The following is a 26975-nucleotide window of genomic DNA, read 5'->3' as shown; positions in this document are numbered from 1 at the left end:
TGCTTTTTTAATTGCATCATTTAACTTAACGTAAAGTGGCTAAGAAACGTCCCATTCGAGTGATTGCTTCTCTCAGTTCATTTTCTGCAGGCAAGAACACGACACGGAAATGATCTGGTGTTGGCCAGTTAAAACCTGTGCCTTGTACCAGTAAGACTTTCTCAGCGCGTAACAGGTCAAGCATTAACTTTTCATCGTCCTGAATTGGATATACTGTTGGGTCAAGGCGAGGGAAGCAATACATTGCACCTTCAGGTTTGACGCAACTCACACCAGGAATTTCGTTGAGCATTTGCCATGCAATATTGCGTTGTTCATACAGACGACCACCTGGGCGAATCAAATCATTAATTGACTGATAGCCACCCAGTGCGGTTTGAATCGCATATTGTGCCTGATGGTTTGCACAAAGACGCATTGATGCCAACATGTCCAAGCCTTCGATATAATCAGTTGCACGAGACTTGTCGCCTGTGATTGCCATCCAGCCTGCACGGAAACCTGCGATACGATAGGCTTTAGATAATCCATTGAAGGAAATGCACAGATGATTGCCTGCTAAAGACGCTAAAGCAACATGTTCAATTCCATCATAAATGATTTTGTCGTAAATTTCATCAGCAAACAAAATTAGATCATATTTTTTTGCAAGGGCAACAATCTGTTCCAAAATATGGCGCGGATAAACTGAACCCGTTGGGTTGTTCGGGTTAATGACCACAATCCCGCGTGTATTTGCAGTGATTTTGCTTTCCATATCCGCAATATCTGGATACCAGCTATTTTCCTCATCACATTTATAGTGAATTGCTGTACCACCTGATAAATTGACTGCAGCGGTCCAAAGCGGATAGTCTGGCATTGGAACCAGCATTTCATCGCCGTCATCAAGCAAGCCTTGCATTGCCATGACAATCAGTTCAGATACGCCATTACCAATGTACACGTCATTGACATGCATGTTGAGAATGCCTTTTTGCTGATAATACTGGCAAATTGCTTTACGTGCGGGGAAAATACCGCGCGAGTCTGTATAACCAATCGCATTCGGTAAGTTTAAAGCAACGTCGTTAATAATTTCTTGTGGTGCTTCAAAGCCAAACGTGGCAGGGTTGCCAATATTGAGCTTGATAATCTTATGCCCTTGTTCTTCCATCTCATTCGCCGCTCGTAACACTGGTCCACGAATGTCATAGCAAACATGCTCAAGTTTTGATGACTTTTTAATTTCACGTGGGGTTTGGATGGTGTTCGTCATTTTGATGGTCTCGGAAGGAGTGGGGTTCACTTTTGCATAACGATATAAATAACTTTTAAATGTTTCAGTTGTTACTAGGTCAAGGTCATGTTGATCTCTAAGTAATGTAACAATTTTTTCATGCGTAAATCCTGCCTGTTGATATTGTTTAATCACGGGCAGTAGATTTTTAAAAATAACGCTCTTTTTTTGCGACATTTTTTAATCCTAAGCAAGAATGGTTCTAAGAGTAACACTAATGTTGCTCACAAAAAAGCACTTACTAAATAAAATTGCTCACCTTTATTGTTAAAATTGCTTACTTTTTGCTTTTTTATTGTTTATACATGTTTTGTAATTTGTGAATTAAAGACTAGAAATTTTAGAATGAATAACGTAAATATAGGATTATCCTATTTTAAACAGCAAAATAGACAGGGATAGAATCATGGGAAAATTGAATAAAACACCAAGAGAATGGCAAAGAGAGTTATCGCCAGAAGAATATAGAATTACACGCCAAGCAGGCACTGAAGCTCCATTTACAGGGAAATACTGGAATACCAAACAGTCAGGAACTTATGTGTGTCGTTGTTGCGGCGCGCCATTATTTGAGTCAGATGCCAAATTTGACAGTGGTTGTGGTTGGCCAAGTTTTTATAAGCCGATTAATAATACTGCAATAGAAGAACATGATGATTTGAGCCACGGAATGGTACGTGTCGAAATTGTTTGCCATCACTGCGATGCACATTTGGGGCATGTTTTTGAAGATGGCCCACAGCCAACAGGTCTACGTTACTGTGTAAATTCGGCATCTCTGGAACTAAAAACACAAGAAAAAGGCGATGAGGAAACTTATCCATGACTAAAATTTATCAATTTGAAGCAGAACGCCTAGACGGTCATATTCAGTCTATGGCTGATTATGAAGGCAAGGTACTGCTGGTCGTCAATACTGCCAGTAAGTGTGGTTTCACTCCACAGTTTTCGGGCCTAGAAAAGCTTTATCAAAAGTATCGGGATCAGGGGCTGGTTGTATTGGGCTTTCCATGTAATCAGTTTGGTGGGCAAGACCCAGGAAGCAATGAAGAAATAGATAGCTTTTGTAAGCGTAATTATGGTGTCAGTTTTCCAATGTTTGCTAAAGTCGATGTAAAAGGCCCTGAAGCACATGCGATTTTTCGCCTGCTCACCCGTGAAGCTAAGGGAATTTTAGGTAGTCAAAGTATTAAGTGGAATTTCACTAAATTCTTGATTGGGAGAAATGGAGAGGTTCTTAATCGCTATGCACCAGCGACCAAACCTGAAAGTTTAGAGCAGGATATTGAACGCGCACTTGCTGTTACCCAATTTGCTTGAGTTCTGGTCAGATCGTCGCATGCCCTATGTGGAAACACGGCGGGCATGTGAAAGTCGTATTTGCTATAAAGCACATAGCCATCCAACGTTGTCAATTGGTGCAGTGGAGGCAGGGCAAAGCATTTTTTATAGTGCTTTTACCGATGAAGTGGTCATTCAGCAAGGAAGCCTTGTTGTTATTCCTGCATATATTGAGCACTCTTGTAATCCATTGCAGCATCAGCACTGGAGTTACCAAATGTTGCATATTGATGCAACTTGGTTAGAACACTTATCGAGTGAAGTGCATTTTTTATTGCTCGAAAAAATTCCTATGCCGCAGCTCAAGCCTTTTGTGCTACATGACTCTGTAGCTTATCAAGCTTTTTGTCAGATGAATCAGACATTGTTTGATCCAGATGTATTAATTGCAGAAAAAGAACAACTATTAATCGAGTGCCTCACACAGCTTTTATTTCCATATATCGACTGGCAGCAATTACCTCAACATGCTTATTTTCATCAACATTTACAAATGCTGATAACCCTTTGCCAAAACGCACAAGGTTTTTTATCTTTACAGCAACTTGCAGAGAAGATAGGTGTTAGTCGTTATGTGGTTATTCGCTTATTTAAAGCTAATCTTGGTTTAACTCCGCATTTGTTCCAGATTAATCTTAAAATTCATCAAGCTCGCCAAGCATTAAAAACAGGTGCGAAAATTAGTACACTCGCAACCGATCTGGGTTTTAGTGATCAGAGTCACTTTCATAAAGTCTTTAAGGCACATGCTGGTGTGACTCCGAAACAGTATCAGCAAGGTTTTTCTCGCACTTTTTTACAATAAAATTATTCAGTAATTTCCTAAGCTTAAGCCACTTCAGTATTTGAGTGTGCTATGAATTTTGTTGTTGTTATTGCTGTTACGCATTTTCTTGCTTTGCTTTCTCCAGGCCCCGATTTTTTCCTGTTATTAATGACATTACTGCGTTATTCACATCGGGCAGCTTATCGAGTTGCTTGGGGTATTGCATTGGGTAATGCTTTCATTCTTGGGGTGTTGATACTGCTACTTAATACTCTTGGGCAGTTGAGTTCAGTTTTCTTGTTCGGTTTACGCTATGTGGGAGCGCTGTATTTACTTTACCTTTCTGGTGTCTGTATTCGCTACGCTCACCATCATTTGAAGTTAGAACAGCCAGCACATCAGCAGATGAGTGTTGATGTGAGTTGGCGATCTTTGCTTGGAATGGGGCTGCAATCAAGTTTACTCAATCCTAAAAACTGGATGTTTTATAGTAGCTTAATGATTTTACTCCCACAGCAGACTAGTGTTGTTTATAAAATTTCCGTAAGTATCTGGATGGTGATGGTGGTTTTGATCTGGAATATAAGTGTGGTGACATGGCTGACCCAACTGCAATGGTTGCAATATCTACAGCGTTATACGCCACATATTTATTATCTGTCAGGCATCTGTTTTTCTATTTTTGCTGTAGTGCTATTGTGTATTTAAAATCAATCGTTAATCCATGCGTGCTAGTTGCAAGAGGACAAAACGCTTCAGGAATATCACGCATGTAGCACCTGTACGTCATTTTCATAATATTCCTACTGTTTTTTGAACAATAACAACCGTGAAACCGCATTGTAGATTGAGTTTGTTGCCAAATATCATCTGTGGGTAAAGTGCGTACCATTGAAAAATATACAAATGAAAAGAGTTAAAAAAATCTTTTAAACCTTAAAATCTAATTTAAAAATGAGTTTGATATGTTGAATAGTAGATATTTTTTAAGTATTTACAAGAAAGCGCAGTACTGCTGAACAACATTCATTCTGTTTAAGACTAACTTTAAAATATGCTCATTCTTCAAGCAATTCTACATCACTCTTATAGTGATCTGTTTGGTTAATCGCACTAGCTCCCCTAATTACCGAGTAACACTTATGTTTAGTCATTGGTAGTACATTATTTATCCTAATATTTTTTAATTTATAGGTTTGACTTAAGAATTTTCGAAAGTCCAAAGATGAACTTGATAATTTTATAAAGAAATAAAACTCTTAAATGTTTAAAAATAATAACAAGTATTTGATAAATAATAATATTGGTAAGTTGGCATAGCCTTTGCAAACTATTAAGCAGGGAAAGGTGAGGATGCAGTTATGCCACTACTCAATCAGGAAGAGTCCCAGTGCTATGTACATATTACCGGAACACAACGAGATCGCTTTGTCGAGTTCGAGTTTTCAATTGGTGATCCGGAGCTTGCAGTGGAAATGATTATGCCTTTTGCTGCCTTTGAGGAGTTTTGTCAGCGGCATCAGGTGAAAAACCTGAGTCATGATGAAATTGCACAGCTTGAATATGAACGGATGAAATGGCGCTTTGGATTGCCTGGAATTAATGAATAAAACAAATGTAAATGATCAGGGAGATCTTGCATGCAAATTGATATTAAAACCTCGAATGTAAAACCCATTCGAAATACCTATAAATATATTGAGAAGCGTTTTGGCGATAAAGTCGCTTCGCGTTATCAGGAAGCCAGCTACGATATTCAGGAAGAAATTAATTTTCACTATCGTCCGTTATGGCAACCAGAACACGAGATCTTTGATACCTCACGTACTGTGATCAAAATGCAAGACTGGTATGTACTGAAAGATCCACGCCAACTGTATTACGGTAGCTATACCCAAACACGTGCGCGCCAGCAGGAAGTGCTAGAAAGTAATTTTACGTTTGTTGAAAAGAATCACCTGCTTGTCAATATTCCCGCAGCTTTATTGGAAAAAGCAGAAAAACTGTTATTGCCGCTACGTCACTATGAGTGGGGTGCCAATATGAACAACAGTTTTATTACTGGCTATGCCTACGGTGCAACGCTAACCAATGCCACCATGTTTGCCACGATGGATCGTCTGGGTTCAGCCCAGTATTTGAGTCGAATTGGTTTATTGCTAGATGGCAATCAAGGCACATCTCTAGAACAAGCCAAGCAGGACTGGCTGGGTTGTGCATGCTGGCAACCGCTACGTCAAAGTATGGAACAGATGTTTGTCGTAAAAGACTGGTATGAACTGTTTATTGCGCAAAATCTGGTTTTTGATGGTTATTTCTATCCGTTGGTTAAATTGATTGTTGACCGTGACTTGGTGGCACATGGTGCTGCGGCAATTAGCCTGCTCACTGCTTTTATGAATGAATGGTTTGAAGAAACACAGCCTTGGGTGAATTCAGTACTGAAAACCACTGCTGCGGAATCGGAACACAATCGTCAACAGCTTATAAGCTGGATTGCGAACTGGCAGGGACAGGCACGTAGCGCAGTGCTGGCTTTACTACAAGCCTTCGATGGTGACGAAACTGATCTTGAATTGTTAGATGATCTTTTTGCTAAACGTCTAAGCAAAATCGGACTGAATCTGGTGGAGGTTGCAGCATGAGCACCAATGTATTTATGGCTTTTCAAACAAATGACGATACCCGTCCAATTATTGAAGCGATTGAACAGGATAACCCACAGGCCAAAATCGAATATTTTCCGGCAATGGTGAAAATTGATGCTCCAGGGCAACTGGTCATTCGTCGGGATTCAGTGGAAGAGTTGTTGGGACGTGCTTGGGACTTGCAGGAAATCCATATCAACCTGATCAGTATTTCCGGAAATATTGAAGAAACTGAGGACAGTTTTACCGTGGGCTGGTTCAGATAAACCGTCAGAACACCAACAATCACGTATGGATAGCAATAAATAAAAATGGAGTTGTCACATGAATGTGCAAGCTAACAAAGTAACAGATACCACACGAAAATTAAGTCTCAAAGATAAATATGGATTGATGACACGCGGTTTAGGTTGGGAAACCAGTTATGTCGATATGGACGAAGTCTTTCCTTATGACAAATTCGAAGGCATTAAAATTCATGACTGGGATAAATGGGAAGATCCGTTCCGTTTAACCATGGATGCTTACTGGAAATATCAGGCAGAAAAAGAACGTAAACTGTATGCCATTATTGATGCTTTCTCGCAAAATAATGGTCATTTAAATGTGACGGATGCACGTTATATCAATGCCATTAAACTGTTTTTAACGGGCGTAACACCTATTGAATACAATGCTCATCGTGGCTTTGCCATGGCAGGACGCCAGTTACGCGGTGTAGGTTCGCGTGTTGCTTGCCAGATGCAGGCGATTGATGAATTGCGTCATTGTCAAACTCAAGTACATACCTTAAGCCATTACAACCGTTATTTTAATGGCTTCCATTCATGGCCACAGAATTTTGACCGTTTGTGGTATCTGTCTGTACCGAAGTCATTTATTAACGATGCCATGACCGCTGGACCATTTGAATATCTGGTTTCAATTTCCTTTTCCTTTGAGTATGTGCTGACCAATTTGCTGTTTATGCCATTTATGTCTGGTGCTGCTTTTAATGGTGATATGGCGACCGTAACCTTTGGTTTCTCGGCACAGTCTGATGAAGCCCGTCATATGACGCTAGGTCTTGAAGTCATCAAATTTATTCTTGAACAGGATCCGGAAAACGTACCGATTGTACAAAAGTGGATTGATAAATGGTTCTGGCGCGGCTACCGCTTGTTGACTTTGGTGGGCATGATGATGGATTACATGCTGCCGAAGAAAATCATGTCATGGCGTGAAGGCTGGGAAATTTATTTCGAGCAAAGTGGCGGTGCATTATTTGCTGACCTTGAGCGTTACGGTATTCGCAAGCCGAAATACTGGGAAGATTCAGTCAAGGAAAAAGACCATATTACCCATCAGGCTTGGGCCATGTTCTATCAATACTGCTGGGGAACTGGCTTGCATGCCTGGTTGCCAACCGAAGAAGAACAGGCTTGGTTATCGAAAGAATATCCAAACAGTTTTGATGCAATCTATAAGCCACGTTTTGAGCATTGGAAACAGCAGGAAGATGCAGGAAAACGTTGGTACAACACCAGTCTGCCTTGTTTATGCCAAACCTGTCAGATTCCAATGATCTTTACTGAAGTGGATGATCCGCTTACTCGTCGCCAGCGTGAAAGCATTTATAAAGATGAAAAATATCAATTCTGCTCGGATGGCTGTAAAGATATTTTTGATAATGAACCAGAAAAATATGTACAGGCATGGTTGCCAGTACAGCAAATCCTCAAAGGCAAAGCAGGTGGACCAGGGATTGAAGATGTGGTGCGCTGGTCATATGTCGAGCCGGGTGTAGATTCCGGTGCTTATGAAACATCACCTGATGCTGCCAACTGGGCGAAATGGAAACAGAACGGTTCATAGTCAACCGATTTAATCGCCAATCTCTAGATCCAATAACAATAGGGTGATGTCAAGGAATAGACATCGCCAAAGGAGAATTTTATGTCTGTAGTTGCTTTAAAGCCAAATTATGTCGGTGTCGTACGTGATGCCAAAGATCAGTTTAACGGTCAGCAAGTATTGTTTATTGAATGGCTTGGTCATCTTAGCATCAGCGCCCCGATTGCCATTTTAGTCGATGCTCATCAACGTTTCAGCGATTTTATTGAGCAGGTCATGGGGCAGACCGTGTTTGCCAGCCATCCGGATTGGGCAAAAATTGACTGGTTAAAGGTGCAGTGGCTCTTTGAAGGACAAACCTTAACTTACGATCAAGATTCAACTTTTGAAAATCTGGGTATTAACCATAAAAGCTATCTGCGTTTACGCACTCCTGATTTAAACGGAATTTAAGGAGAAAAATGATGAGCTATGAAGTAACGATTGAGCCTTTAGGCCAAGTGATTGAAGTGGAAGAAGGCCAGACTATTTTAGATGCTGCGTTACGTGCAGGTGTGTGGTTGCCACATGCCTGCGGGCATGGTCTGTGTGCCACCTGCAAAATTGATGTGGTGGATGGTGAGGTGGATTTAGGCGAGGCTTCTCCGTTTGCTCTCATGGATATGGAGCGCGCAGAAGGTAAGGCGCTGGCCTGCTGTGCCATTCCACAGTCTGATCTGACCATTGAAGTGGAAATGGACGAAGACCCAGATGCCAGAGCCATTCCACTGCGTGACTTTGAAGCGACTGTTGAGTCAATTGTGGAACTGACGCCGACCATTCGTGGCATCTTCTTGCGGGTTGCAGAAGATGTGGATTTTCAGGCCGGTCAATATATCAACTTATATATTCCTGGCTTGCCAGAACCTCGTGCCTTTTCAATTGCCAGTGCGCCATCGCAAGCAAATTTAATCGAACTGAATGTGCGTAAAGTGCCAGGCGGTATTGGAACAGGTTGGTTACATGATGACTTGAGTGTTGGTCAAACACTTAAATTCAGTGGCCCACTGGGGCGTTTCTATCTACGTCATTCTGATCCAAAGCCAGTCATTTTTATTGCCGGTGGTTCAGGCTTATCTAGCCCGAAATCTATGATTCTGGAACTGCTGGAAGTGGGTGATCAACGCAAGATTACCCTGCTGCAAGGCGCTCGTAATTTGGCCGAATTGTATTATTACGACTTTTTCACTGAACTGGAAAATCAGTATCCACAATTTCATTATATTCCGGTGCTTTCTGATGAAACTGACGGCAGTGATTGGCAGGGTGAACGTGGTTTTGTCCATGAAGCTGCTGGGCGCGCTTTTAACGAAGATTTCCGCGATCACAAAGCCTATTTGTGTGGGCCACCACCCATGATTGAAGCATCAATCCGCAGTCTGATGCGTGGCCGTTTATATGAACGTGATATTCACATGGAAAAATTCCTGAGCGCTGCCGATGCTGCCAATCAGGCAACGCGCAGTCCGCTATTCAAGAATATTTGAATAAGGAGCTGAGTAATGCACCTGATTCGATTACATAGCAGTGATGAACAGTTTCACTGTCATTCTGGTCTGAGTTTGCTGGACGGCATGAAAAGTCTGGCACGTAAAGGCATTCCAGTGGGGTGCCGTGGCGGCGGGTGTGGCATCTGCCGTGTGCAGGTTCTGCAAGGCAATTACCAATGCAAGCGCATGAGCCGTGAACAGGTGAGTGAACTTGAACAACAGACAGGAATTGCCTTGGCTTGCCGTATTTACCCGAAAAGTGATTTGGATGTCACCTTTCTGGGGCTTAAAAACAGTAAAAAAAATGGAAATACACAATAGGGAAGAACACAATGAGCAAAAAATCAGTTTCACGTCCAGGTCATGTAGAACTTCGTGTGTTGGACTTGCAAGATGCAGTCAATCATTACACCAATGTGCTTGGTTTAATTGAAACAGCACGGGATGAGCAGGGTCGCGTTTATTTAAAAGCATGGGATGAGCATGATCACCATTCGCTGATTTTGCGTGAAGCAGAAAGCCCTGGGCTGGAATGCATGGCTTTTAAGGTTGTGAATGAAACAGAATTAAAACGCTTAGCTCAGGCATTGCAGGATTATGGCGTCAGTATTGAATGGCGACCAGCAGGTGAAAATCTGGCAACTGGAGAGCGTGCCCGTTTTATCACGCCAACTGGCCATGTAATTGAACTTTATGCGAATAAAGAAATCTATGGTAATGGCATGCCAACCACTAATCCTGGTGTTCAGGCGCAGAACCTGAAAGGAATTCACCCAAGCCGACTTGATCACTGTGCCTTAATGGGTGATGACGTTGCTGGTAGTTATCATCTATTTACCGAAGTATTGGGCTTTGACCTGACTGAACAGGTGGTGGATGGCGATACCATGATGGCTGCGTTTTTGTCCTGCAGCAATAAGCCGCATGATGTGGCTTTTATCTTCACACCAGACAAAGGCAAGATCCATCATATGTCTTTCTTTGTCGATTCTTGGGCACAGGTGCTATCTGCTGCCGATACCATTGCCAATCATGATGTGCCACATGAAATTGGCCCAACCCGTCACGGTATTACCCGCGGTGAAACGCTGTATTTCTTTGATCCGTCAGGTAACCGCAATGAAGTTTTTAGTGGCGGATATATCTGGTATTCCGATCGTCCTGCGTTGACCTGGACTGCAGATGAACTGCCTAAAGCGATTTTCTTTCATGAGCGCAAGCTGAATGAAACGTTCTTTAATGTCATGACCTAAAAACAACCGCAGAAATAATGAATCAGGAAGATAGAAAATGAATGTAAGTGTAAATCCGGAAATTGCTAATTCGATTTTAACTGGTGGTTTTTCAACAAATTACCATGATATGGGCAGTGGTAAGCGTACCATCCTCATGATTCATGGTTCGGGGCCTGGAGTGACGGCATGGGCTAACTGGCGTCTGGTCATGCCTGAATTGTCCAAACAGGCACGTGTTATTGCGCCAGATATGCTCGGTTTTGGTTATACCGAACGTCCTGAGGGCGTGAGCTATAACAAGGCGGTCTGGGTTCAACAGGTCAAAGATCTACTGGATGCACTGGATATTGATCAGGTCGATCTGGTCGGAAATTCATTTGGTGGCAGTATTGCGCTGGCATTTACGATCGCTTATCCGAAACGTGTACGACGTCTGGTATTGATGGGTAGTGTAGGTGTGCCATTCCAGATCACTCGAGGTCTTGATAATGTTTGGGGTTATGAACCTTCTTTCCAGAATATGCGCAAGCTGATGGATGTTTTTGCCTATAGTCGTGAACTGATCACTGATGAGCTCGCTGAATTACGTTATCAAGCCAGTATTCGTCCAGGTTTTCAGGAGTCATTTTCTGCCATGTTCCCTGCACCGCGTCAACGTTGGGTCGATGCTCTGGAGAGTCCAGCAGAACAGATTGAGTCGTTGCAACAGCCAACCCTCATTATTCATGGGCGCGATGATCAGGTCATTCCGTTACAAACATCATTGACATTATTAAAACTCATTCCACGTTCTCAATTGCATGTCTTTGGTCAATGCGGTCATTGGGCGCAAATTGAACACAATGTCCGTTTTAATCGATTAGTCAGCGATTTCTTCAACGAAGAATAAGCGGCTTTTGGTCTAAGGCAGGATCGCCTTAGACCGACCATGACGACATAAAGGATGTGACATGAATAAAAAACTCATTTTAGCGAGTGGGCTGGCACTTTTTTCTAGTGTAGTAAACGCGACAGAAAATGGAACTGATACTTTCGCTTTAGGTGCTGAAGGCTTACTCGCAGGCGCATTGCCACCACCAGGTCTGTATTTGCTGTCTTACTATCAGCATTATCAGGCTTTAGAGTTTGTAGGCTCAAAAGGGCAAAGCATCATTCCGAACTTTAATCTTGAAGCAAATGCTGTAGTGCCCCGTTTCGTCTGGATGACAGAACAAAAAGTTTTTAACGGGCAACTCGGGTTTTATGCAGTACAACCTCTAGTTAATGTAGATTTGAAAATTAATGGTCAGAAGGCGAGTGAGGCAGGGTTAGGAGATTTTATTTTTGCGCCGATGCTGGGTTGGCATCAGGGCAATCAACATTGGGCGGCTGCAATAGAAGGGGTTTTTCCTACAGGAGATTATAAAGCCAGTCGCATGGCGAATATCGGCAAAAATTACTATACCGTACGCCCGATTTTAGCCTACACCTACCATCAACCTCAAGGTTGGGATATTTCGACCAAAATTTCTTACAGTATAAATAGTGAAAATAAAGACACGCATTATCAGTCAGGTAATTATTTTGCGGCTGACTATGCAATTGGTTATCAATTATATCCCGGTTTAACGCTAGGCGTTGAAGGTTATGCATTTAAGCAGCTGAGTAGTGATGAGGTGAATGGTGAAAAGATCGCATTTAAAGGTCAAAGCCTTGCTTATGGTCCAGCGATTCATTATCAGCAGAAAGGCTGGTCAATTGAAGCGAAATACTTAAAAGAAACGAATGTAGAAAACCGCCCAGAAGGCGACAGCACTTGGTTAAAACTGGTCTGGACTTTTTAGGAAACCTATTATGCAACAAGCTACTATTCATTCTCATGCCGAACAGCTACGTTTAGCTGCTCAAAATATGCTGACCTGCCCCCCTTTACGTGAATCTTCAACGCTGCAAGGAGACGATCGTATTCAACTGGCATATGCGATTCAGCAACATAATATTCAGCAGCAGTTGAGTCAGGGTGCACGTATCGTCGGGCGTAAAATTGGCCTGACATCACGCAGTGTTCAGCAACAGCTGGGTGTCGATTCGCCAGATTATGGCTGCCTTTTTGCACACATGGCCTATGCAGATAATGATGAAATTCAGATCCAGAACTTATTGCAGCCTAAAATCGAAGCAGAAATTGCATTAGTGCTCAAACAGGATCTGACGCATCAGCAACATACTCTGGCTGATATTCTAAGTGCTACCGATTATGCAGTGGCTGCTTTAGAAATTGTCGATAGCCGCATTCAAAACTGGGACATTTCTTTGGTCGATACGATTGCCGATAACGCATCCTGTGGTTTGTTTGTTTTGGGCAGTCAACCTAAGCCCTTAAGTGAATTAGATTTAATTAACTGCAATATGCAGTTATTTGAAAATGATATTCCAGTTTCACATGGGCAAGGCAAAGCGTGTCTCGGTAATCCATTGATTGCGGCCTGTTGGTTGGCTGATCGAATGGTAGAACTTGGCACACCTTTACGTGCTGGAGATATCGTACTCACAGGTGCGCTTGGGCCAATGGTGCCTGCAAAAGCGGGTGCAACCTATCATGCGATTGTTGAAGGCTTGGGCCAAGTTTGCATCCATTTTACCCAATAAGAGACTTGAATATGAAACAACAAAAAATTGCCGTGGCTATTATTGGGTCTGGAAATATCGGCACCGACCTCATGATTAAAATTATGCGTTATTCCAAACATCTTAAAGTTGCAGCAATGGTCGGAATTGACCCTGCATCTGATGGTTTGGCGCGTGCAGCACGTTTGGGTGTAGAAATTACTGCCGACGGGATCGAAGGTCTTATTAACCTCCCGAATTTTGCAGATATCCGAATTGCTTTTGACGCAACTTCAGCAAATGCCCATTCAAAACATAATGCCATTTTACAACAGTATGGCATACAGGTTATTGACCTCACGCCTGCTGCGATTGGGCCTTATGTCATTCCAGTGGTCAATCTGGAAGAACATCTGGATGCGCCGAATATCAACATGGTGACTTGTGGTGGACAGGCCACAATTCCAATGGTGTATGCCGTGTCTCAAGTTGCACAAGTGCATTATGCAGAAATTGTGGCTTCGATTGCCAGTAAGTCCGCAGGACCAGGTACACGTGCCAATATTGATGAATTTACCGAAACAACGTCTACCGCAATTGAGCAGGTTGGCGGGGCGAAAAAAGGCAAGGCGATTATTGTTCTGAATCCTGCGGAGCCACCCTTAATTATGCGTGACACGGTTTACTGTCTGGTGGATGAACATGCAAACCCGCAGGCGATTCGTCAATCTGTAGAGCAGATGGCACACAAAGTACAACGTTATGTGCCAGGTTACCGTTTAAAACAGGATGTGCAGTTTGAACTTCTCACTCAGGATCATGCAGTTCATATTCCTGATCTTGGAAAGAAATCAGGTTTAAAGGTATCGATTTTTCTGGAAGTAGAAGGTGCGGCTCATTATTTGCCTGCTTATGCGGGTAATCTGGACATTATGACCAGCGCAGCTTTGGCAGCAGCAGAGCAGATTGCTGAAATTAAAATCTTAGCAAAAACAGCTATGGAGATCTAACAGATGTTTGATTATAAAAAGAAAATATACGTTTCAGATGTTACGTTACGCGATGGAATGCATGCGGTTCGCCATCAATATAGCCTGGAACAAGTGAAAACCATTGCACGTGCTTTAGATGAGGCGGGAGTGGATAGCATTGAGGTAGCTCATGGTGATGGTCTACGAGGCTCAAGTTTCAATTATGGTTTTGGTGCGCATAGTGATCTGGAATGGATCGAAGCGGTTTCCAGTCAGTTGAAACATGCTCAGGTTGCGACCTTGCTGCTACCCGGAATCGGAACTGTACATGATTTAAAATCTGCATATGATGCAGGTGCACGTATTGTCCGAGTGGCGACCCATTGTACAGAAGCTGATGTTTCTAAACAGCATATTGAATATGCCCGCGAGTTAGGCATGAATACAGTGGGTTTCCTGATGATGAGTCATATGACCACGCCACAACAGCTTGCTGAACAGGGCAAACTGATGGAAAGTTACGGTGCTCAGTGTGTGTATGTGGTTGACTCAGGCGGCGCCATGAATATGTATGATATTGCCGAACGGTTTAAAGCACTTAAAGACAGGCTTGATCCTGCAACGGAAACTGGCATGCATGCCCATCATAATTTAAGTTTAGGTGTGGCAAACAGCTTAGTCGCGCTAGAGCATGGTTGTGACCGGATTGATGCTAGCCTTACTGGCATGGGAGCAGGTGCAGGTAACGCCCCACTCGAAGTCTTTATTGCGGCAGCAGACCGCATGGGACTCAAGCATGGCTGTGATGTAAAAAAACTGATTGATGCCGCTGAAGATATTGTACGTCCGTTACAAGAGCGCGCAGTACGAGTCGATCGTGAAACACTGGCTTTGGGCTATGCTGGGGTTTATTCGAGCTTTTTGCGTCATACTGAAGCTGCAGCTGCAAAATATGGCATTTCCGCTTTTGATATATTGGTTGAACTGGGTAAACGACGCATGGTCGGTGGGCAAGAAGACATGATTGTTGATGTTGCCCTAGACATGTTAAATCAAGTCAAAGCTGCGTCTTAATACATAGGCATAGCATTAGATCTATTTATCCCTACTTCAAAATGATTTTTGAGTAGGGATGAATCCGAATTTATAAAAACTAAATCTATTATTTCAAAAGATTTTTATTAAAAACTAAACAATTTCTAAATCTAAAAGAAAAATTCTTCACTTTGAAATGAAAGAACGAGATACTCTAGTCTGAGAGCTAAAAATTTAAAATATTGCTGATGGTCGGCTGCTACTCATTTATTTAGATGATTAGACGAATAGATAGAGGAAAGATCTCATGGATCGGGATTTGTTGGGAATACAGGAAGTTGCTTCTCGTTTAGGATTTTCTTTTAAAACTGGACAAATATGGCTCGATGAAGAGCGGATGATGTTGATGCATTCATCTGCTATGGCTACTTTACGTAAAGAATTAATTGATTCTGTTGGATTTGATCGTGCACGAGGAATTTTCACGCGGTTCGGTTATGCTTCTGGTGTGCGAGATGCGGAAATTGTACGTAAAACCTATAAAAACTTATCTGACCTTGAGCTATTAGAAAAAGGTCCCTTATTTCACTCTTTAGAGGGGATTGTAAAGGTAACTTTTAATCAGGTGAAGATTGATATTCAAAAAGGTCAATATTTTCTAGACGGTACTTGGGAAAACTCGATTGAAAGCTATATCCATCATAATTTATATGGTGTAAATGAAGACCCTGTCTGCTGGACTGAGGTTGGTCACGCAACAGGCTATGTTAGTGCAATTATGGGAAAATTCATTTTGCATAAAGAAATTTCCTGCTCAAGAGCCAGTTGTAACTTTATTGGCAAGCCAATTGAAGAGTGGGATGATTTCGAGAATGACCTAAAATATTATCAAACTGATTCTATCTTTGAACAGTTATTATCGTTGCAGCATCAGGTCGATGATCTCAGAGCATCTTTAAAGGAACGTTTAGTTCCCGCCGATATGGTGGGTAAATCTGTGCGTTTTAAACAGACATGGCAGCTGGCAGAAAAGGCTGCACAAACATCAACAACTGTATTGCTACAGGGTGAAACGGGCGCAGGGAAAGATGTTTTTGCTCGCGCAATTCATCAGGCTAGCCTACGAGCAGATAAAGCATTTATTGCTGTAAATTGTGGTGCTTTGCCGAATGACTTAATTGAGTCAGAGTTATTTGGCATAGAAAAAGGCGCTTATACGGGAGCGCAGAGTTCACGTGCTGGGCGTTTTGAGCGCGCTGATGGCGGTACATTGTTTTTAGATGAGATCGGTGAATTAAGCTTAAGCGCACAAACTCGGTTATTAAGAGCTTTACAATCTGGTGAGATTGATCGCTTAGGTGATACCACAACACGTAAAGTGAATGTACGTGTCATTGCGGCAACTAATGTCGACTTGGCTGAGGCTGTAGAGAAGGGTACTTTTCGTAAAGATTTATATTATCGTCTTAATATTTTTCCTGTATTTATTCCACCTTTACGTGAACGTAAAGAAGATATTTTAATTCTTGCACAGCGTTTTGTAGAAAAATTTACTGCTCGAGAAGGTAAAAGAATCAAAGGTTTTACAGATAAAGCAATTGATATGATGCTAAATTACAATTGGCCTGGGAATGTCAGAGAATTAGAAAATGTGATTGAACGCGGTATGATTTTGACTGGTCAGGATGAACTTATAGATGCATCAACATTATTTTCATTTAGCCTCAATTTTGCTGATAAAGAACAAAATAGAGTATTAAATACAATTGGCAAAGTTGAAAATAAATCAAATAGCCAAGCCGTGGATTTATTTATAGACCATTTTTTTAATGAATCAATTACTTTAGAGGATGTGGAATCTATTCTGGTTGATGCTGCAATCAAGCGTTCGGAAGGGAACTTATGTGCAGCTGCTCGTACTTTGGGCATAACCCGAGCGCAAATTGGTTATAAGAAAAAGAAACTTACGGACATACAGTAAAAGTTTTAAGAGTTGTGCCAGATCAGGTTTATAAATTCCAGCCTAAATTCGTAAAGGTTTTAACTGATGTTTTAAACTGCCATACTTAAATTTAAACTTACATATTTCAGAAACAAGTAAAAAGATTTTTTAAGAAGTCCATTGTGTTTTCTTAAAATTCTTTTTGCTTGATTCCATTAATTTTCAATGCCATTGAATGGTTTGACTAGCTGAAAGATAGATTGAACTGCACTGTATTGATTATTGCTGCGACAAGAGCATATTCACATAGCCCCAACTCCGATCATCCCTTACATTCTGATCTTCGAATTGATTATTCTTATTTGATGTTGTGAACCTCTTATTATTCCTAAATGTACTCAGAATAAGAAATTTGGCTAGGCTAGAATATGAGACATAGTGCTTATACATCGTGAGATGTAGTGCAAATATGTGAGAGAAAAATTTACCAGGCGGATAAGGTTATCAGAGAGTCGGAAGGGGAATATTGCGCATACGAATTGCTGCAGAATCTGGCTACCATACGGTCTACTTTATCGCATTACATGAAATGCTTGACTGAATCGGTCTGGTCAAGGTAAGAAAAGATAGTTGCTAGATACATTATTCACTTATTGTATTAGCCCCCGTTAAAACGGACAGTTAACTCGCTAATTTTAGCGACCTGAATTCCCGAGGGGATTTCATTTTTAATCCACTATGTGGATGATTGCAATTGTAATCATTCATCCATACAGGTAAAGCATTCAATACAGTTTCAGCATCAGGTACATCATTTAAATAGACATAATCACGTTTGAATGTTTTTACAAAAGCTTCTGCCATGCCATTACTCTGTGGACTTCTGATCGGCGTGGTACAGATGCGAAAGCCAAGTGCATGGGCAAATTGCCGTGTCGATTTCGCAATATAACAACTCCCATTATCTGTCAGCCATTCAATAGGATGTGGTAAACCATTCACAACACCAAATCGTTTTTCCATGCTCTGCACAAGCACATCACAGACCATGTCACTACTGATGCCTGTGGTTGTTGCAACATAACTCATCACTTCACGGTCGCAACAATCTAGACTGAAGATCACCCGTACTTTCTCACCATTCCAACACTTAATTTCAAATCCGTCTGAACACCAACGGCTGTTGGATACTGACACTGCAACCTGACCATCGTGCGTCCGATCATTCTTTAATGGTTCAGCTCGCGTAAGAAGTAACTGGCTCTGCTTCATAATACGGTAAATACGTTTAGGGTTAACTTGAGTCAATTGCATTCCATGCTGTTTGAGATAACGGTTTAAATGGGCGGTAACCCGTCGATAGCCATTGCTAGGTCGTTCATCACAGATTTCTCGGATGATCGGCAATAAAATCAGATCATCCGCCTTACAATATCGTGGACGAGAAACTGCTTCAGGATGCTTTAGTCGCCGATATAGATTGGATCTGGATACCCTTAAGGTTTGGGCTATTTGTTGTGTTGGGTATCGTTGGGTGGTAACAAGGGTATATGCGATATGTACTTTTTTGCTTGAGCAATCTCTAAGGCATCTTTGAGAATTTCAGCTTCTACGGTTTTACGCCCAAGCATTTGCTCTAGCTGTTTGACCTTTTTTAAGAGCACGTTATAGTCAGATACACTGACCACTTGATCATTGGCTTCCACGGCAGTTACTCCACCATCTTGCATTAGTCTTTTCCATTTAAACAGTAAACTTGGTGCAATACCATACTGTCTGGCAACAGAAGAAACCGATGAGCCTGCTTGCATGGCTAAAGCAACAAACTGAGCTTTTTCTTGACCTGAATAACGTCGACGACGTTGAGTTGTTGTAATAACTTCAATACGTTCCATAAGACACTCCTTAACCCTAGTGCTATGACTAGATCTTGATTTTGAAATGTCCGTTTTAATTCGGGGCTAATACACTTATCCTGTACGTGCCTAAGAACTATATTTATTTACACGAGCATTATATTTCCCCAAGACTAGGAGATTTAAATGGATCAAATAATTGCCCTCTTTGCTTGGTTGAATAACGCCCTGCTCAAAATGACATGGTTGTCAGAGGGGGTGCGCTGGCTGGTCGAAAATGTATTTGGTTTATCGGTCGCAACCTGGCTAGGTGGCAGTATTCATTTTTTTATCTATGATGTTTTTAAGATTTTTATTCTACTGTCAGTACTCATTTATTCACTATCTTATATTCAGAGTTATTTCCCACCTGAACGTACCCGACAGATTCTAGGCCAAATGACTGGAATGAAAGCCAATATCATGGGTGCATTACTTGGAACGATTACGCCGTTTTGTTCCTGTTCTTCAATTCCGCTGTTTATTGGCTTTACCCGTGCGGGGTTACCTGTTGGTGTAACTTTTTCATTTTTAATCTCCTCGCCATTGGTCGATTTAGCCTCAATTATTTTGTTGGCCAGTATTTTTAACTGGAAAATTGCAATGGTCTATGTATTGCTGGGTTTGGTGCTAGCGGTGCTGGGCGGTTCCTTGATTAGTTATTTAAAAATGGAAAAGTATGTAGCTGAATTTGTGACTCAGCAGCATGTTATACAAAGTGAAGAAGATTTCACCATGACTTCCAAAGAGCGACGAGCATTTGCTTGGGAGCAGGTGGCCGAAATTTTCAGTAAGGTTTGGCTCTATGTATTGATTGGGGTAGGAATTGGCGCAGCGATACATAACTGGATTCCAGAACAGTGGATTACAGCTCTTCTCGGTCAAGAACATTGGTATTCAGTACTGATTGCGACCATCGTAGGCATGCCGATGTATGCGGATATTTTTGGTACTTTGCCCATCGCGGAAGCATTGGTAGCGAAAGGAGTAGGATTAGGTACGGTATTGGCTTTTATGATGGCTGTCACAGCACTTTCCCTACCTTCCATGATCCTGTTAAAGCAGGTTGTGAAACTTCCCTTACTCAGCTTATTTGTTGCGATTATATTCGTCGGAATTTTAATTATTGGTTATAGTTTAAATATGATGGGTTACTGGCTTATATAAAAAATTGGAGAATACAACATGCAAATTAAAGTCGTTGGTACAGGTTGCCGTAAATGCAAGGCACTTTTGGCAGCAACAGAAGAAGCCGTGAAGAGCAGTGGTGTGCAAGCTGAAATTGAATACGTGACCGATATGATGAAAATCGCGGAAACAGGGCTGTTAAGTACACCGGGTCTCATTATTGATAATAAAATTGTGTCGAGCGGTAAAGTGTTGGAAGCTCAGGCGGTGGTTGAACTGATTGAAAAAAATAAGTAATTTAAGCCACTCACTTTGATTGATAAAGAACCAGAAGTCTTAACTATTGGTTCTTTATCTTATAAATCGCAATCTATTGGTTATTACTTAACGATTAATACGGGTACTTGTGACAATTTTAAACCCTGTTTTGCGACACTTCCCAGCACTAATTTTTATATGTCTTTTCTACCATGCGATCCCATAATAATCAGGCTCACTTTTGATTGTTCAGCAACTTTTGTAATGGCTTGGGCTAAGACTTCGGCTTTAATGAGCCTGATTTCAACTTCATTTGTACTTAGATTTATACGTAATTTCTCTGCTTTTGCTAAAGCATCTGTGGCATTGCGGCAGGCATCATCAAAAAATGCTTTTATCTATGGTTGCATTTTATTGATAATACAACTGAGAAAAACAGACGATTTTTTAAATCAACATCTTATAAGCTATACTCTTTACTATATATACGGATATACACATATTTAAATAATAAGCGGGAAATGGCTATGAATCCCGTTTAGGTTTTTATATGTTTATCGGGTGGGATAGATCTCAGTATTGTTCTGCTGATCGCAGAAAGTAATGAGTAATGTGTTTTGATATCATAGATAAACTGCAAGTGAGTCAACTAAAAATTTCACATCATCTAGCTCTATTGAGTTCAATGGCTTGTTAAATAATTGCCAATCAAAGTCAATGGGGACATGATTACCCAAAACTACCGCGATTTCATTTACTGTCGCGGGTAATAACTTTGAGTTTGCACTGGCTGTAGCGATTGCAACTTTTGGACAGGCTTATGATCACCATGATTGATCTTTTGGTGAAGCGCCAGTGCTGATTTCTTTGATCGGTGTATCTTTCTGGCTGAAAAAATATTTTGCTTAAATTATGGGAAAGGAAAGCGAATGACACTGTTAAATATTGATCTTGATTTGCTGGAAAAGCCAACCTTTGAACAGGTACAAGCCAAGCAACTTGATCATCCACCGCGTATTCTTTTACTTTACGGTTCAAACCGTGAACGCTCTTATAGCCGTTTAGCTGTTCAAGAAGCGGGACGTATTCTGGAATACTTTGGTGCGGAAGTGAAAATATTTCATCCGAAAGGCTTGCCGTTACCTGAAGATGCGGATATGAACCATCCGAAAGTGAAGGAATTACATGAGCTACTGGCTTGGGCTGAAGGCATGGTTTGGTCATCTCCAGAGCGTCATGGTTCGATGAGTTCCATTTTAAAAGCACAGATTGACTGGATTCCACTCGCAGCTGGTGCGATTCGTGCCACTCAAGGAAAAACCTTGGCCTTGATGCAGGTCTGTGGTGGTTCACAATCCTTTAATGCGGTGAATCAAATGCGTATTTTGGGGCGTTGGATGCGCATGATCACAATTCCGAACCAGTCATCCGTAGCCAAAGCATTTCTGGAGTTTGACGAAGACGATCGGATGAAACCATCTGCTTACTATGACCGTATCGTAGATGTCATGGAAGAGTTGTATAAATTCACCTTGTTAACGCGCGGTCAAAGTGCCTACTTAACCAATCGTTATTCGGAACGTAAGGAATCGGCTGAAGAGTTATCTAAACGCGTCAATCAACGTAACATTTAATCTGTTAGAGAATATAAAAACCTCAGCATGCCATTCAAAACTTATCATTTCAGTTAGGTTCTTTGGGTTCTGCTGATTATGGTGCAGCGGTAATCAGCATCTGCCAACTAAAACCATCGCCGATTGCTGTTATGCAAGTCGGCGATCAATTGGCTACAATCAATTGAATGGGTATTGAACTGGTCTATAACTATAATAAAGAAGTCAGTTTGAATACACACCCATTGATCATAAGCCAAACACCAGTATGTTTGAGTTATGAAATGCTATATTTAGCTACATGATAGCTTTAGATGCCGAGAAAATAGAAGTAACCTCTTTTTTCTGCTCTCGAATCGAATAGAGAGGGTAATGCTGTACATGCCCAATATCAGTTCATCTTGATATTGGTTTTTTAGGCAGAACTACCAAGATAGATATATACTTTTGATAATAATGAAGTTATGGGAAAGAAAAAATGTCAATAACAACAGAAACAGACGTTATCATCATTGGCGGGGGGCAGGCAGCACTAGCTACAGCTTATTTTTTAAAGCGCAAAGGTGTGTCTTTTATCATTTTAGATGAGCAGGCGCAGGCGGGTGGTGCATGGTTACATACATGGGATTCTTTGAGACTGTTTTCACCAAATAGCTGGAGTTCCTTACCAGGCTGGATGATGCCAGAGACCGAACAAACCTATCCGACTCGTAATGAAGTCATTGAATATCTAAGACAATATGAACAACGTTATCATTTCCCTGTGATTCGCCCTGTGCATGTTGATCGTGTCGAGGTTGAAGGAGACTTCTTAGGAGTTTACGCAGGTAAACGATTATGGCGAGCCAAGGCTGTAGTGAGTACAACTGGTACATGGAGTCACCCTTATATTCCATCATATCCAGGTCAGGAAAATTTTAAAGGACTACAATTACATTCTGCCTATTACCAGAATGCCGAAACCTTCAAAAATAAGAACGTGATGATTGTCGGTGGTGGAAATTCTGGTGCACAAATTTTGGCTGAGGTGTCTAAAGTGGCAAATACACTTTGGATTACCCCAACACCTCCTCAATTTTTAGCAGATGATGTGGATGGGCGTGTACTATTTTTACGTGCAACAGAACGTTTAAAGGCTCAACTAGAAGGTCGTACAGTAGATCAGCCAATTGGAGGATTGGGCGATATTGTTATGATTGACTCAGTTAAAGAGGCTCGCGCACGAGGAGTTTTGCATAGCAAGCCTCCATTTTCTACGTTTACTGAAAATGGTGTAAGTTGGGAAGATGGCTCTTCTCAACAGATTGATGCAGTGATCTGGTGTACTGGATTTAAAGCGGCCTTAGAGCATTTAAAATCTCTTGGGATCTTAGAGGAAAACAATACGATACTGGTTGATGGAACAAGGTCAGTCAAACAACCTAATCTGTGGTTAGTCGGATATGGCGAATGGACTGGGCTAGGTTCAGCAACACTGGTTGGTGTTTCAAGAACAGCGAGAACAACTGCTGAAGAAATTTCTGAATTTCTTGACTGAATTTGGCTTATGTTGCATCAACCTATGACCGTAGATCGCTTCAATAATTATAAACATTCCTTAACTGCTTAATGATTAAACCAATTATATGCTGTTTGCCAAGGACAAAACTCTTCAGGAATATCATGCCATGTTGTAACTGTACGTAATTTCCATAAGATCGCTTTCATTATATTCCTACTGTTCTTTGAACAGTAACAACCATGAAACAGTATTGTGCATTGAATCTGTTGCCAAATATCATCTGTGATTAGAATTCATACCATTGAAAAATATACAAATGAAAGAGTTTAAAGAGCTCTTTTAAACCTTTAAAACTACTTTTTTAAATGATGATAGGCCCTAATAATTCCTGAAACTTTTAACCACACTTTAGGCTGTGGATGAGTAGGATTTACTTGTCAGCCAGTGCAGTGCGGGTGGCTTTTGCATAGCGTGCTAGGGATTGCAACCCCGCGATTCGTTCAATAATCACACCATTCTTAAAAAGTAGAACCGTTGGCAAACCATATACATTGTAGCGTAGGGTCACAATGGGTGCCTGATCGACATTCACCTGACCAAATTTAACGTCGTCAAATTGTGCAGCCAACTGCTGCAGACGTAAATTTAATAGCCCACAAGACTCGCACCAAGGTGCATAAAAACCAATCATGGCAATGCCTTCATAACGTTCAAAGTCAGAAAAATTATTTTCGTTGTATTCTACGATGCTTGTCATGCATTACTCCTGATGACCAAATGGTGCCGAGATCTGATTGTGGATTATAACGGGTTCTGATGTGTTTTTTCCTGCTAGTGTTTATGTTTAAATCAAGGTTGAAAAAATAGAGCAAACAAGGAATCGAGTGAATGGCACAGACACAAATGCAACAGGTTGTTATTACTGAACCGGGTGGTCCGGAAAAACTTGCAATACAAACCACAGATATTCCAGTACCTTCAGCCAATGAAGTCTTGGTTAAAGTCCATGCTTTTGGTCTGAACCGTCCGGATATTCTGCAACGTCAAGGTTTATACCCAATGCCGAAAGGTGTAACACCAGTGCCAGGGCTGGAAGTGGCGGGGGTCGTGGAAGCAGTAGGCAGTGAAGTAACCGAGTTTAAAGTGGGAGATAAGGTCTGTGGTTTGACCAATGGTGGTGGCTATGCCGAATATTGCGTGGTGCCAGCCAGCCAAACCTTGAGCATTCCGACAGGCGTCAGCTTTACTCAGGCCGCAGCGATTCCGGAAACCTTCTTTACGGTTTGGGCGAACCTGTTCCAGATGGGCAAGGCCAAAGTGGGTGAAACTGTGTTGATTCATGGGGGGAATAGTGGTATTGGTACCACTGCTTTGATGTTATGTCAGGCTTTGGGTATCAAGACCTTTGCCACAGTAGGTTCACAAGACAAAGTTCAGGCGATTGCCCATTTGACTGATGCAATTAACTATAAAACTCAGGATTTTGAAAGCTATATCAATGAAAAAACCGACAATCACGGTGTTGATGTGATCCTCGATATTGTGGGGGCGCCGTATTGGGAGCGTAATCTCAATTTACTGCGTAAGGATGGCCGCTTGGTGTATATCGCGTTCTTGGGCGGTGCCAAGGTCAAAGATGCCAAACTGGGACCTATCATGATGAAGCGCCTGACCATTACTGGTTCGACCATGCGTGCGCGGAATACCGCAGAAAAAGCTGAAATTGCACAAGGTTTGCAACAGCATGTATGGCCGTTATTGACGCAAGGGCAATGTTTGCCAATGATCTACAAAACTTTCAAGTTTGCAGAAATTCAACAGGCACACATGGCCATGGATACTGGCGAGCATGTTGGTAAGATTGTAGTGCAAGTGATTTAAACCAATTCAGGGTTACGCTAGTACAATCGAGATGTTCTACAATGACCAACATTCTCCATATAGCCCTGAAATCAAAGAAAGAGTGCTTCGCTTACTTCTTGAATCTGAAAAAGACGATGCAGGTGTTGGTAAAAGTTGGCTATTTAGAGATTAACAATTCAATAGTATTAATTCTGAAGTGATTAAATCTACAACAGTCAAAAAACGTGAAATCCGTTTGATTGTTACAACAGATGTGGCCTGCGAATGGCTGCATCTGAATAAATTTAATTCCAACCTTGTTTGCTAATAGATATCTTTTATATCTACCTAATCATGGATATTTAACAAAATCCACTCAGCGTCCAGAAAATACCTGGCTTGGTTCCAGCTTTAATACTGGGCGCACGCTCAACGCAGCAGCAACCAAGCAAACCAGTACAACAGTCATCGCACCCAGCAAAGGCGTGAACCACATCATTCGAAACGGATACCCAGCCATGATTGCCAACTGCCCGATAATGGCACAGAGTCCAAGCCCGAGACCAGTTCCAAGCAGTCCGCATAAACCAGCCTGAGCGAACACCATCGTTAAAAGAAGCCTCGGTGTGGCACCCATTGCACTGAGTACGGCATAGTTACGCAGGTTTTCATTGGTGAACATATAGAGCATTACTCCTGTTACGCCAAAGCCGACTGACATAGCCAAAGTAAGCATTGCTGCGATGTCACCCACATCTTCAGAGTTAACCAGAAACCAATGAACCGTATCGGATTTAAAATCTGCAGACGTACGCGCACGCAAACCCGTTGCCGACTCAATGCGAATCGCCAAGTCTTTGGGGCTCACCTTCGGTGCAGCGGTGACAAGCACGAATGTGAGCCGACGCCGTTCTGGTGGTAAAATTCGAGTCGCGTTCGAAAAAGTCGTATATAGCAGTGGGCGCGGTGGGAATCGGGGAAGCCCTTGCGATTGACCGAGAATCCGCACGCTGTGATCATTGACAAGTAATTCATCACCTGTTGCCAGTTCACGGGTTGGCGCATCAAAATCCAATTTTCCATGTGGCGATTGATCTGAACTTTGAAATGAGGTTTCTAGCTTACCACTAGTTCCCCCCGCATCAATCACCACGGCATCAGGTACTCGCAGCAAGCTAGGCATCACATCATTTTGGATGGATGGCATGCCGATCAAGGTTGCGTCATCGACACCAATAACCTGAAAGGGTTGGTAACGCCCGTCTGGGAAACGGATATCTGCTGTGGCAAACATGAGCGGTACCGCTGACTGTACCCCTGCAACACTGCGGACTCTTGCCAATGATTGTAGCGACATATTGGTCGTTTGCTCAACAGAAGTGACGGCAGGATCCATCACCCATATATCGACTGTACTATTTTCAGCAATCGGTGCGTAACCGCGCGTCATAATTCCTGCGAAGTACGATGCAGCAAATGTCACCAAGAATGATGTGAAGGTAATTCCAAAGATTAAACCCACGTATTTGGCACGATCACCGAGCAGCATTTTTAAGGCGATACGTAACATTTT

The 26975-nt window shown here is 41.9% G+C and carries 29 protein-coding genes and 2 pseudogenes; 24 read left to right on the top strand and 7 right to left on the bottom strand.

Features of this window, described 5'->3' with window-relative positions:
• Window positions 1-25: 25 nt before the first annotated feature.
• The gene (locus F975_RS08575; protein ID WP_004752330.1) at window positions 26-1456 is read right to left on the bottom strand and encodes a pyridoxal phosphate-dependent aminotransferase; all 1431 of its coding nucleotides are present in this window, start codon (window positions 1454-1456) and stop codon (window positions 26-28) included.
• A gap of 229 nt (window positions 1457-1685) precedes the next feature.
• Between F975_RS08575 and msrB the strand changes: the two genes are divergently transcribed.
• From msrB to F975_RS08485, 18 genes are all read left to right on the top strand, one after another.
• Entirely contained in the window at window positions 1686-2105 is a 420-nt protein-coding gene (gene msrB / locus F975_RS08570) for a peptide-methionine (R)-S-oxide reductase MsrB (protein WP_004752329.1), read from the top strand.
• The gene (locus tag F975_RS08565) at window positions 2102-2599 is read left to right on the top strand and encodes a glutathione peroxidase (RefSeq protein ID WP_004752327.1); all 498 of its coding nucleotides are present in this window, start codon (window positions 2102-2104) and stop codon (window positions 2597-2599) included. The genes msrB and F975_RS08565 overlap by 4 nt, the downstream gene beginning before the upstream one ends.
• Before the next feature lie 19 nt (window positions 2600-2618).
• Complete coding sequence (locus F975_RS08560) at window positions 2619-3425, top strand: helix-turn-helix transcriptional regulator (RefSeq protein WP_171063173.1); 807 nt, start codon at window positions 2619-2621, stop codon at window positions 3423-3425.
• A 51-nt stretch (window positions 3426-3476) separates the two neighbouring features.
• The gene (locus F975_RS08555; protein WP_004752323.1) at window positions 3477-4094 is read left to right on the top strand and encodes a LysE family translocator; all 618 of its coding nucleotides are present in this window, start codon (window positions 3477-3479) and stop codon (window positions 4092-4094) included.
• Between the two features lie 653 nt (window positions 4095-4747).
• On the top strand, window positions 4748-4996 hold the full coding sequence (locus F975_RS08550) for a phenol hydroxylase subunit (protein ID WP_004752319.1): 249 nt from the start codon (window positions 4748-4750) through the stop codon (window positions 4994-4996).
• 30 nt (window positions 4997-5026) lie between these two features.
• Window positions 5027-6031, top strand: coding sequence for an aromatic/alkene monooxygenase hydroxylase subunit beta (locus tag F975_RS08545; RefSeq protein WP_004752317.1), 1005 nt, complete (start codon window positions 5027-5029; stop codon window positions 6029-6031).
• Window positions 6028-6300 carry an MmoB/DmpM family protein gene (locus F975_RS08540; RefSeq protein ID WP_004752315.1) on the top strand — a complete coding sequence of 91 codons (273 nt, stop codon included), beginning with the start codon at window positions 6028-6030 and terminating at the stop codon, window positions 6298-6300. Before F975_RS08545 ends, F975_RS08540 begins: the two co-directional genes overlap by 4 nt.
• A 58-nt stretch (window positions 6301-6358) precedes the next feature.
• Window positions 6359-7888: an aromatic/alkene/methane monooxygenase hydroxylase/oxygenase subunit alpha gene (locus F975_RS08535; protein WP_004752311.1), complete on the top strand. Its 1530-nt coding sequence runs from the start codon at window positions 6359-6361 to the stop codon at window positions 7886-7888.
• An 81-nt stretch (window positions 7889-7969) separates the two neighbouring features.
• Window positions 7970-8320, top strand: coding sequence for a phenol hydroxylase subunit P4 (locus F975_RS08530; protein WP_004752308.1), 351 nt, complete (start codon window positions 7970-7972; stop codon window positions 8318-8320).
• Between the two features lie 11 nt (window positions 8321-8331).
• Window positions 8332-9393, top strand: a complete 1062-nt coding sequence (locus F975_RS08525; RefSeq protein WP_004752307.1) for an NADH:ubiquinone reductase (Na(+)-transporting) subunit F — start codon at window positions 8332-8334, stop codon at window positions 9391-9393.
• A 15-nt stretch (window positions 9394-9408) separates the two neighbouring features.
• The gene (locus F975_RS08520; RefSeq protein ID WP_004752306.1) at window positions 9409-9717 is read left to right on the top strand and encodes a 2Fe-2S iron-sulfur cluster-binding protein; all 309 of its coding nucleotides are present in this window, start codon (window positions 9409-9411) and stop codon (window positions 9715-9717) included.
• Window positions 9718-9728: 11 nt separating this feature from the next.
• Complete coding sequence (locus tag F975_RS08515; protein WP_004752304.1) at window positions 9729-10649, top strand: catechol 2,3-dioxygenase; 921 nt, start codon at window positions 9729-9731, stop codon at window positions 10647-10649.
• A gap of 37 nt (window positions 10650-10686) precedes the next feature.
• The gene (locus F975_RS08510; protein WP_004752302.1) at window positions 10687-11520 is read left to right on the top strand and encodes an alpha/beta fold hydrolase; all 834 of its coding nucleotides are present in this window, start codon (window positions 10687-10689) and stop codon (window positions 11518-11520) included.
• Between the two features lie 61 nt (window positions 11521-11581).
• Window positions 11582-12454 (top strand): SphA family protein, encoded by an 873-nt coding sequence (locus F975_RS08505; RefSeq protein WP_004752300.1) that lies wholly within the window; start codon window positions 11582-11584, stop codon window positions 12452-12454.
• A 7-nt stretch (window positions 12455-12461) separates the two neighbouring features.
• Entirely contained in the window at window positions 12462-13259 is a 798-nt protein-coding gene (locus tag F975_RS08500) for a 2-keto-4-pentenoate hydratase (protein ID WP_416201882.1), read from the top strand.
• A gap of 11 nt (window positions 13260-13270) precedes the next feature.
• Window positions 13271-14227 carry an acetaldehyde dehydrogenase (acetylating) gene (locus F975_RS08495; RefSeq protein ID WP_004752296.1) on the top strand — a complete coding sequence of 319 codons (957 nt, stop codon included), beginning with the start codon at window positions 13271-13273 and terminating at the stop codon, window positions 14225-14227.
• Window positions 14228-14230: 3 nt separating this feature from the next.
• Complete coding sequence (gene dmpG / locus F975_RS08490) at window positions 14231-15262, top strand: 4-hydroxy-2-oxovalerate aldolase (protein WP_004752294.1); 1032 nt, start codon at window positions 14231-14233, stop codon at window positions 15260-15262.
• 268 nt (window positions 15263-15530) lie between these two features.
• Window positions 15531-17204: a sigma-54-dependent Fis family transcriptional regulator gene (locus tag F975_RS08485; protein ID WP_004752291.1), complete on the top strand. Its 1674-nt coding sequence runs from the start codon at window positions 15531-15533 to the stop codon at window positions 17202-17204.
• Between the two features lie 42 nt (window positions 17205-17246).
• On the opposite strand, the pseudogene F975_RS15825 reads toward F975_RS08485, so the two are convergent.
• Window positions 17247-17398, bottom strand: a pseudogene (locus F975_RS15825) (IS1595 family transposase); the annotation flags it as partial.
• A 448-nt stretch (window positions 17399-17846) separates the two neighbouring features.
• A protein-coding gene (locus F975_RS08480) for an IS3 family transposase (protein WP_155757289.1) occupies window positions 17847-19060 on the bottom strand; the annotation gives its coding sequence in 2 pieces (ribosomal slippage) (window positions 17847-18733 and window positions 18733-19060; 1215 coding nt in all).
• A 147-nt stretch (window positions 19061-19207) separates the two neighbouring features.
• On the opposite strand from F975_RS08480, the gene F975_RS08470 reads away from it, so the two are divergent.
• On the top strand, window positions 19208-20227 hold the full coding sequence (locus tag F975_RS08470) for a permease (protein WP_004752286.1): 1020 nt from the start codon (window positions 19208-19210) through the stop codon (window positions 20225-20227).
• Between the two features lie 18 nt (window positions 20228-20245).
• On the top strand, window positions 20246-20485 hold the full coding sequence (locus F975_RS08465; RefSeq protein ID WP_004752284.1) for a thioredoxin family protein: 240 nt from the start codon (window positions 20246-20248) through the stop codon (window positions 20483-20485).
• A 155-nt stretch (window positions 20486-20640) separates the two neighbouring features.
• On the opposite strand, the gene F975_RS16180 is transcribed toward F975_RS08465, so the two are convergent.
• Window positions 20641-20775 carry a hypothetical protein gene (locus tag F975_RS16180; protein WP_416201881.1) on the bottom strand — a complete coding sequence of 45 codons (135 nt, stop codon included), beginning with the start codon at window positions 20773-20775 and terminating at the stop codon, window positions 20641-20643.
• Window positions 20776-21178: 403 nt separating this feature from the next.
• Between F975_RS16180 and F975_RS16005 the strand changes: the two are divergent.
• From F975_RS16005 to F975_RS08455, 3 genes and pseudogenes are all read left to right on the top strand, one after another.
• Window positions 21179-21355 (top strand): annotated as a pseudogene (locus F975_RS16005) (arsenical-resistance protein); the annotation flags it as partial.
• A 20-nt stretch (window positions 21356-21375) separates the two neighbouring features.
• Window positions 21376-22080, top strand: a complete 705-nt coding sequence (gene arsH, locus F975_RS08460; RefSeq protein ID WP_004752283.1) for an arsenical resistance protein ArsH — start codon at window positions 21376-21378, stop codon at window positions 22078-22080.
• A 457-nt stretch (window positions 22081-22537) separates the two neighbouring features.
• On the top strand, window positions 22538-23596 hold the full coding sequence (locus F975_RS08455) for an ArsO family NAD(P)H-dependent flavin-containing monooxygenase (protein ID WP_004752281.1): 1059 nt from the start codon (window positions 22538-22540) through the stop codon (window positions 23594-23596).
• Window positions 23597-23664: 68 nt separating this feature from the next.
• Here the strand turns inward: F975_RS08455 and F975_RS15480 are convergent, their stop codons facing one another.
• Both F975_RS15480 and F975_RS08450 read right to left on the bottom strand, forming a co-directional pair.
• A complete protein-coding gene (locus F975_RS15480; protein WP_265596618.1) occupies window positions 23665-23808 on the bottom strand; it encodes a transposase in 144 nt (47 codons plus the stop codon).
• 182 nt (window positions 23809-23990) lie between these two features.
• Window positions 23991-24317: a thioredoxin family protein gene (locus tag F975_RS08450; protein WP_004752276.1), complete on the bottom strand. Its 327-nt coding sequence runs from the start codon at window positions 24315-24317 to the stop codon at window positions 23991-23993.
• Window positions 24318-24448: 131 nt separating this feature from the next.
• Here F975_RS08450 and F975_RS08445 point away from each other — a divergent pair, with 131 nt between their 5' ends.
• Window positions 24449-25441 carry an NAD(P)H-quinone oxidoreductase gene (locus F975_RS08445; protein WP_004752274.1) on the top strand — a complete coding sequence of 331 codons (993 nt, stop codon included), beginning with the start codon at window positions 24449-24451 and terminating at the stop codon, window positions 25439-25441.
• A 337-nt stretch (window positions 25442-25778) separates the two neighbouring features.
• On the opposite strand, the gene F975_RS08440 is transcribed toward F975_RS08445, so the two are convergent.
• Window positions 25779-26972: an FtsX-like permease family protein gene (locus tag F975_RS08440; protein ID WP_004752272.1), complete on the bottom strand. Its 1194-nt coding sequence runs from the start codon at window positions 26970-26972 to the stop codon at window positions 25779-25781.
• Between the last annotated feature and the right edge of the window lie 3 nt (window positions 26973-26975).

This window comes from Acinetobacter brisouisimilis, assembly GCF_000368265.1.
Classification (GTDB): domain Bacteria; phylum Pseudomonadota; class Gammaproteobacteria; order Pseudomonadales; family Moraxellaceae; genus Acinetobacter.
Note: the sequence above shows the minus strand (reverse complement) of the source record. Positions and strands in the feature narration are given on the sequence as shown.

Coding starts and splice junctions, on each gene's coding strand:
- F975_RS08510 (WP_004752302.1), top strand. CDS start 10,687: ATGAATGTAAGTGTAAATCCGGAAATTGCTAATTCGATTTTAACTGGT.
- F975_RS08560 (WP_171063173.1), top strand. CDS start 2,619: ATGCCCTATGTGGAAACACGGCGGGCATGTGAAAGTCGTATTTGCTAT.
- F975_RS08530 (WP_004752308.1), top strand. CDS start 7,970: ATGTCTGTAGTTGCTTTAAAGCCAAATTATGTCGGTGTCGTACGTGAT.
- F975_RS08455 (WP_004752281.1), top strand. CDS start 22,538: ATGTCAATAACAACAGAAACAGACGTTATCATCATTGGCGGGGGGCAG.
- F975_RS08555 (WP_004752323.1), top strand. CDS start 3,477: ATGAATTTTGTTGTTGTTATTGCTGTTACGCATTTTCTTGCTTTGCTT.
- dmpG (WP_004752294.1), top strand. CDS start 14,231: ATGTTTGATTATAAAAAGAAAATATACGTTTCAGATGTTACGTTACGC.
- F975_RS08520 (WP_004752306.1), top strand. CDS start 9,409: ATGCACCTGATTCGATTACATAGCAGTGATGAACAGTTTCACTGTCAT.
- F975_RS08495 (WP_004752296.1), top strand. CDS start 13,271: ATGAAACAACAAAAAATTGCCGTGGCTATTATTGGGTCTGGAAATATC.
- F975_RS08565 (WP_004752327.1), top strand. CDS start 2,102: ATGACTAAAATTTATCAATTTGAAGCAGAACGCCTAGACGGTCATATT.
- F975_RS08440 (WP_004752272.1), bottom strand. CDS start 26,972: ATGTTACGTATCGCCTTAAAAATGCTGCTCGGTGATCGTGCCAAATAC.
- F975_RS08525 (WP_004752307.1), top strand. CDS start 8,332: ATGAGCTATGAAGTAACGATTGAGCCTTTAGGCCAAGTGATTGAAGTG.
- F975_RS08575 (WP_004752330.1), bottom strand. CDS start 1,456: ATGTCGCAAAAAAAGAGCGTTATTTTTAAAAATCTACTGCCCGTGATT.
- F975_RS08485 (WP_004752291.1), top strand. CDS start 15,531: ATGGATCGGGATTTGTTGGGAATACAGGAAGTTGCTTCTCGTTTAGGA.
- F975_RS08505 (WP_004752300.1), top strand. CDS start 11,582: ATGAATAAAAAACTCATTTTAGCGAGTGGGCTGGCACTTTTTTCTAGT.
- F975_RS08515 (WP_004752304.1), top strand. CDS start 9,729: ATGAGCAAAAAATCAGTTTCACGTCCAGGTCATGTAGAACTTCGTGTG.
- F975_RS08550 (WP_004752319.1), top strand. CDS start 4,748: ATGCCACTACTCAATCAGGAAGAGTCCCAGTGCTATGTACATATTACC.
- F975_RS08465 (WP_004752284.1), top strand. CDS start 20,246: ATGCAAATTAAAGTCGTTGGTACAGGTTGCCGTAAATGCAAGGCACTT.
- F975_RS08545 (WP_004752317.1), top strand. CDS start 5,027: ATGCAAATTGATATTAAAACCTCGAATGTAAAACCCATTCGAAATACC.
- F975_RS08445 (WP_004752274.1), top strand. CDS start 24,449: ATGGCACAGACACAAATGCAACAGGTTGTTATTACTGAACCGGGTGGT.
- msrB (WP_004752329.1), top strand. CDS start 1,686: ATGGGAAAATTGAATAAAACACCAAGAGAATGGCAAAGAGAGTTATCG.
- arsH (WP_004752283.1), top strand. CDS start 21,376: ATGACACTGTTAAATATTGATCTTGATTTGCTGGAAAAGCCAACCTTT.
- F975_RS08470 (WP_004752286.1), top strand. CDS start 19,208: ATGGATCAAATAATTGCCCTCTTTGCTTGGTTGAATAACGCCCTGCTC.
- F975_RS08535 (WP_004752311.1), top strand. CDS start 6,359: ATGAATGTGCAAGCTAACAAAGTAACAGATACCACACGAAAATTAAGT.
- F975_RS08540 (WP_004752315.1), top strand. CDS start 6,028: ATGAGCACCAATGTATTTATGGCTTTTCAAACAAATGACGATACCCGT.
- F975_RS08450 (WP_004752276.1), bottom strand. CDS start 24,317: ATGACAAGCATCGTAGAATACAACGAAAATAATTTTTCTGACTTTGAA.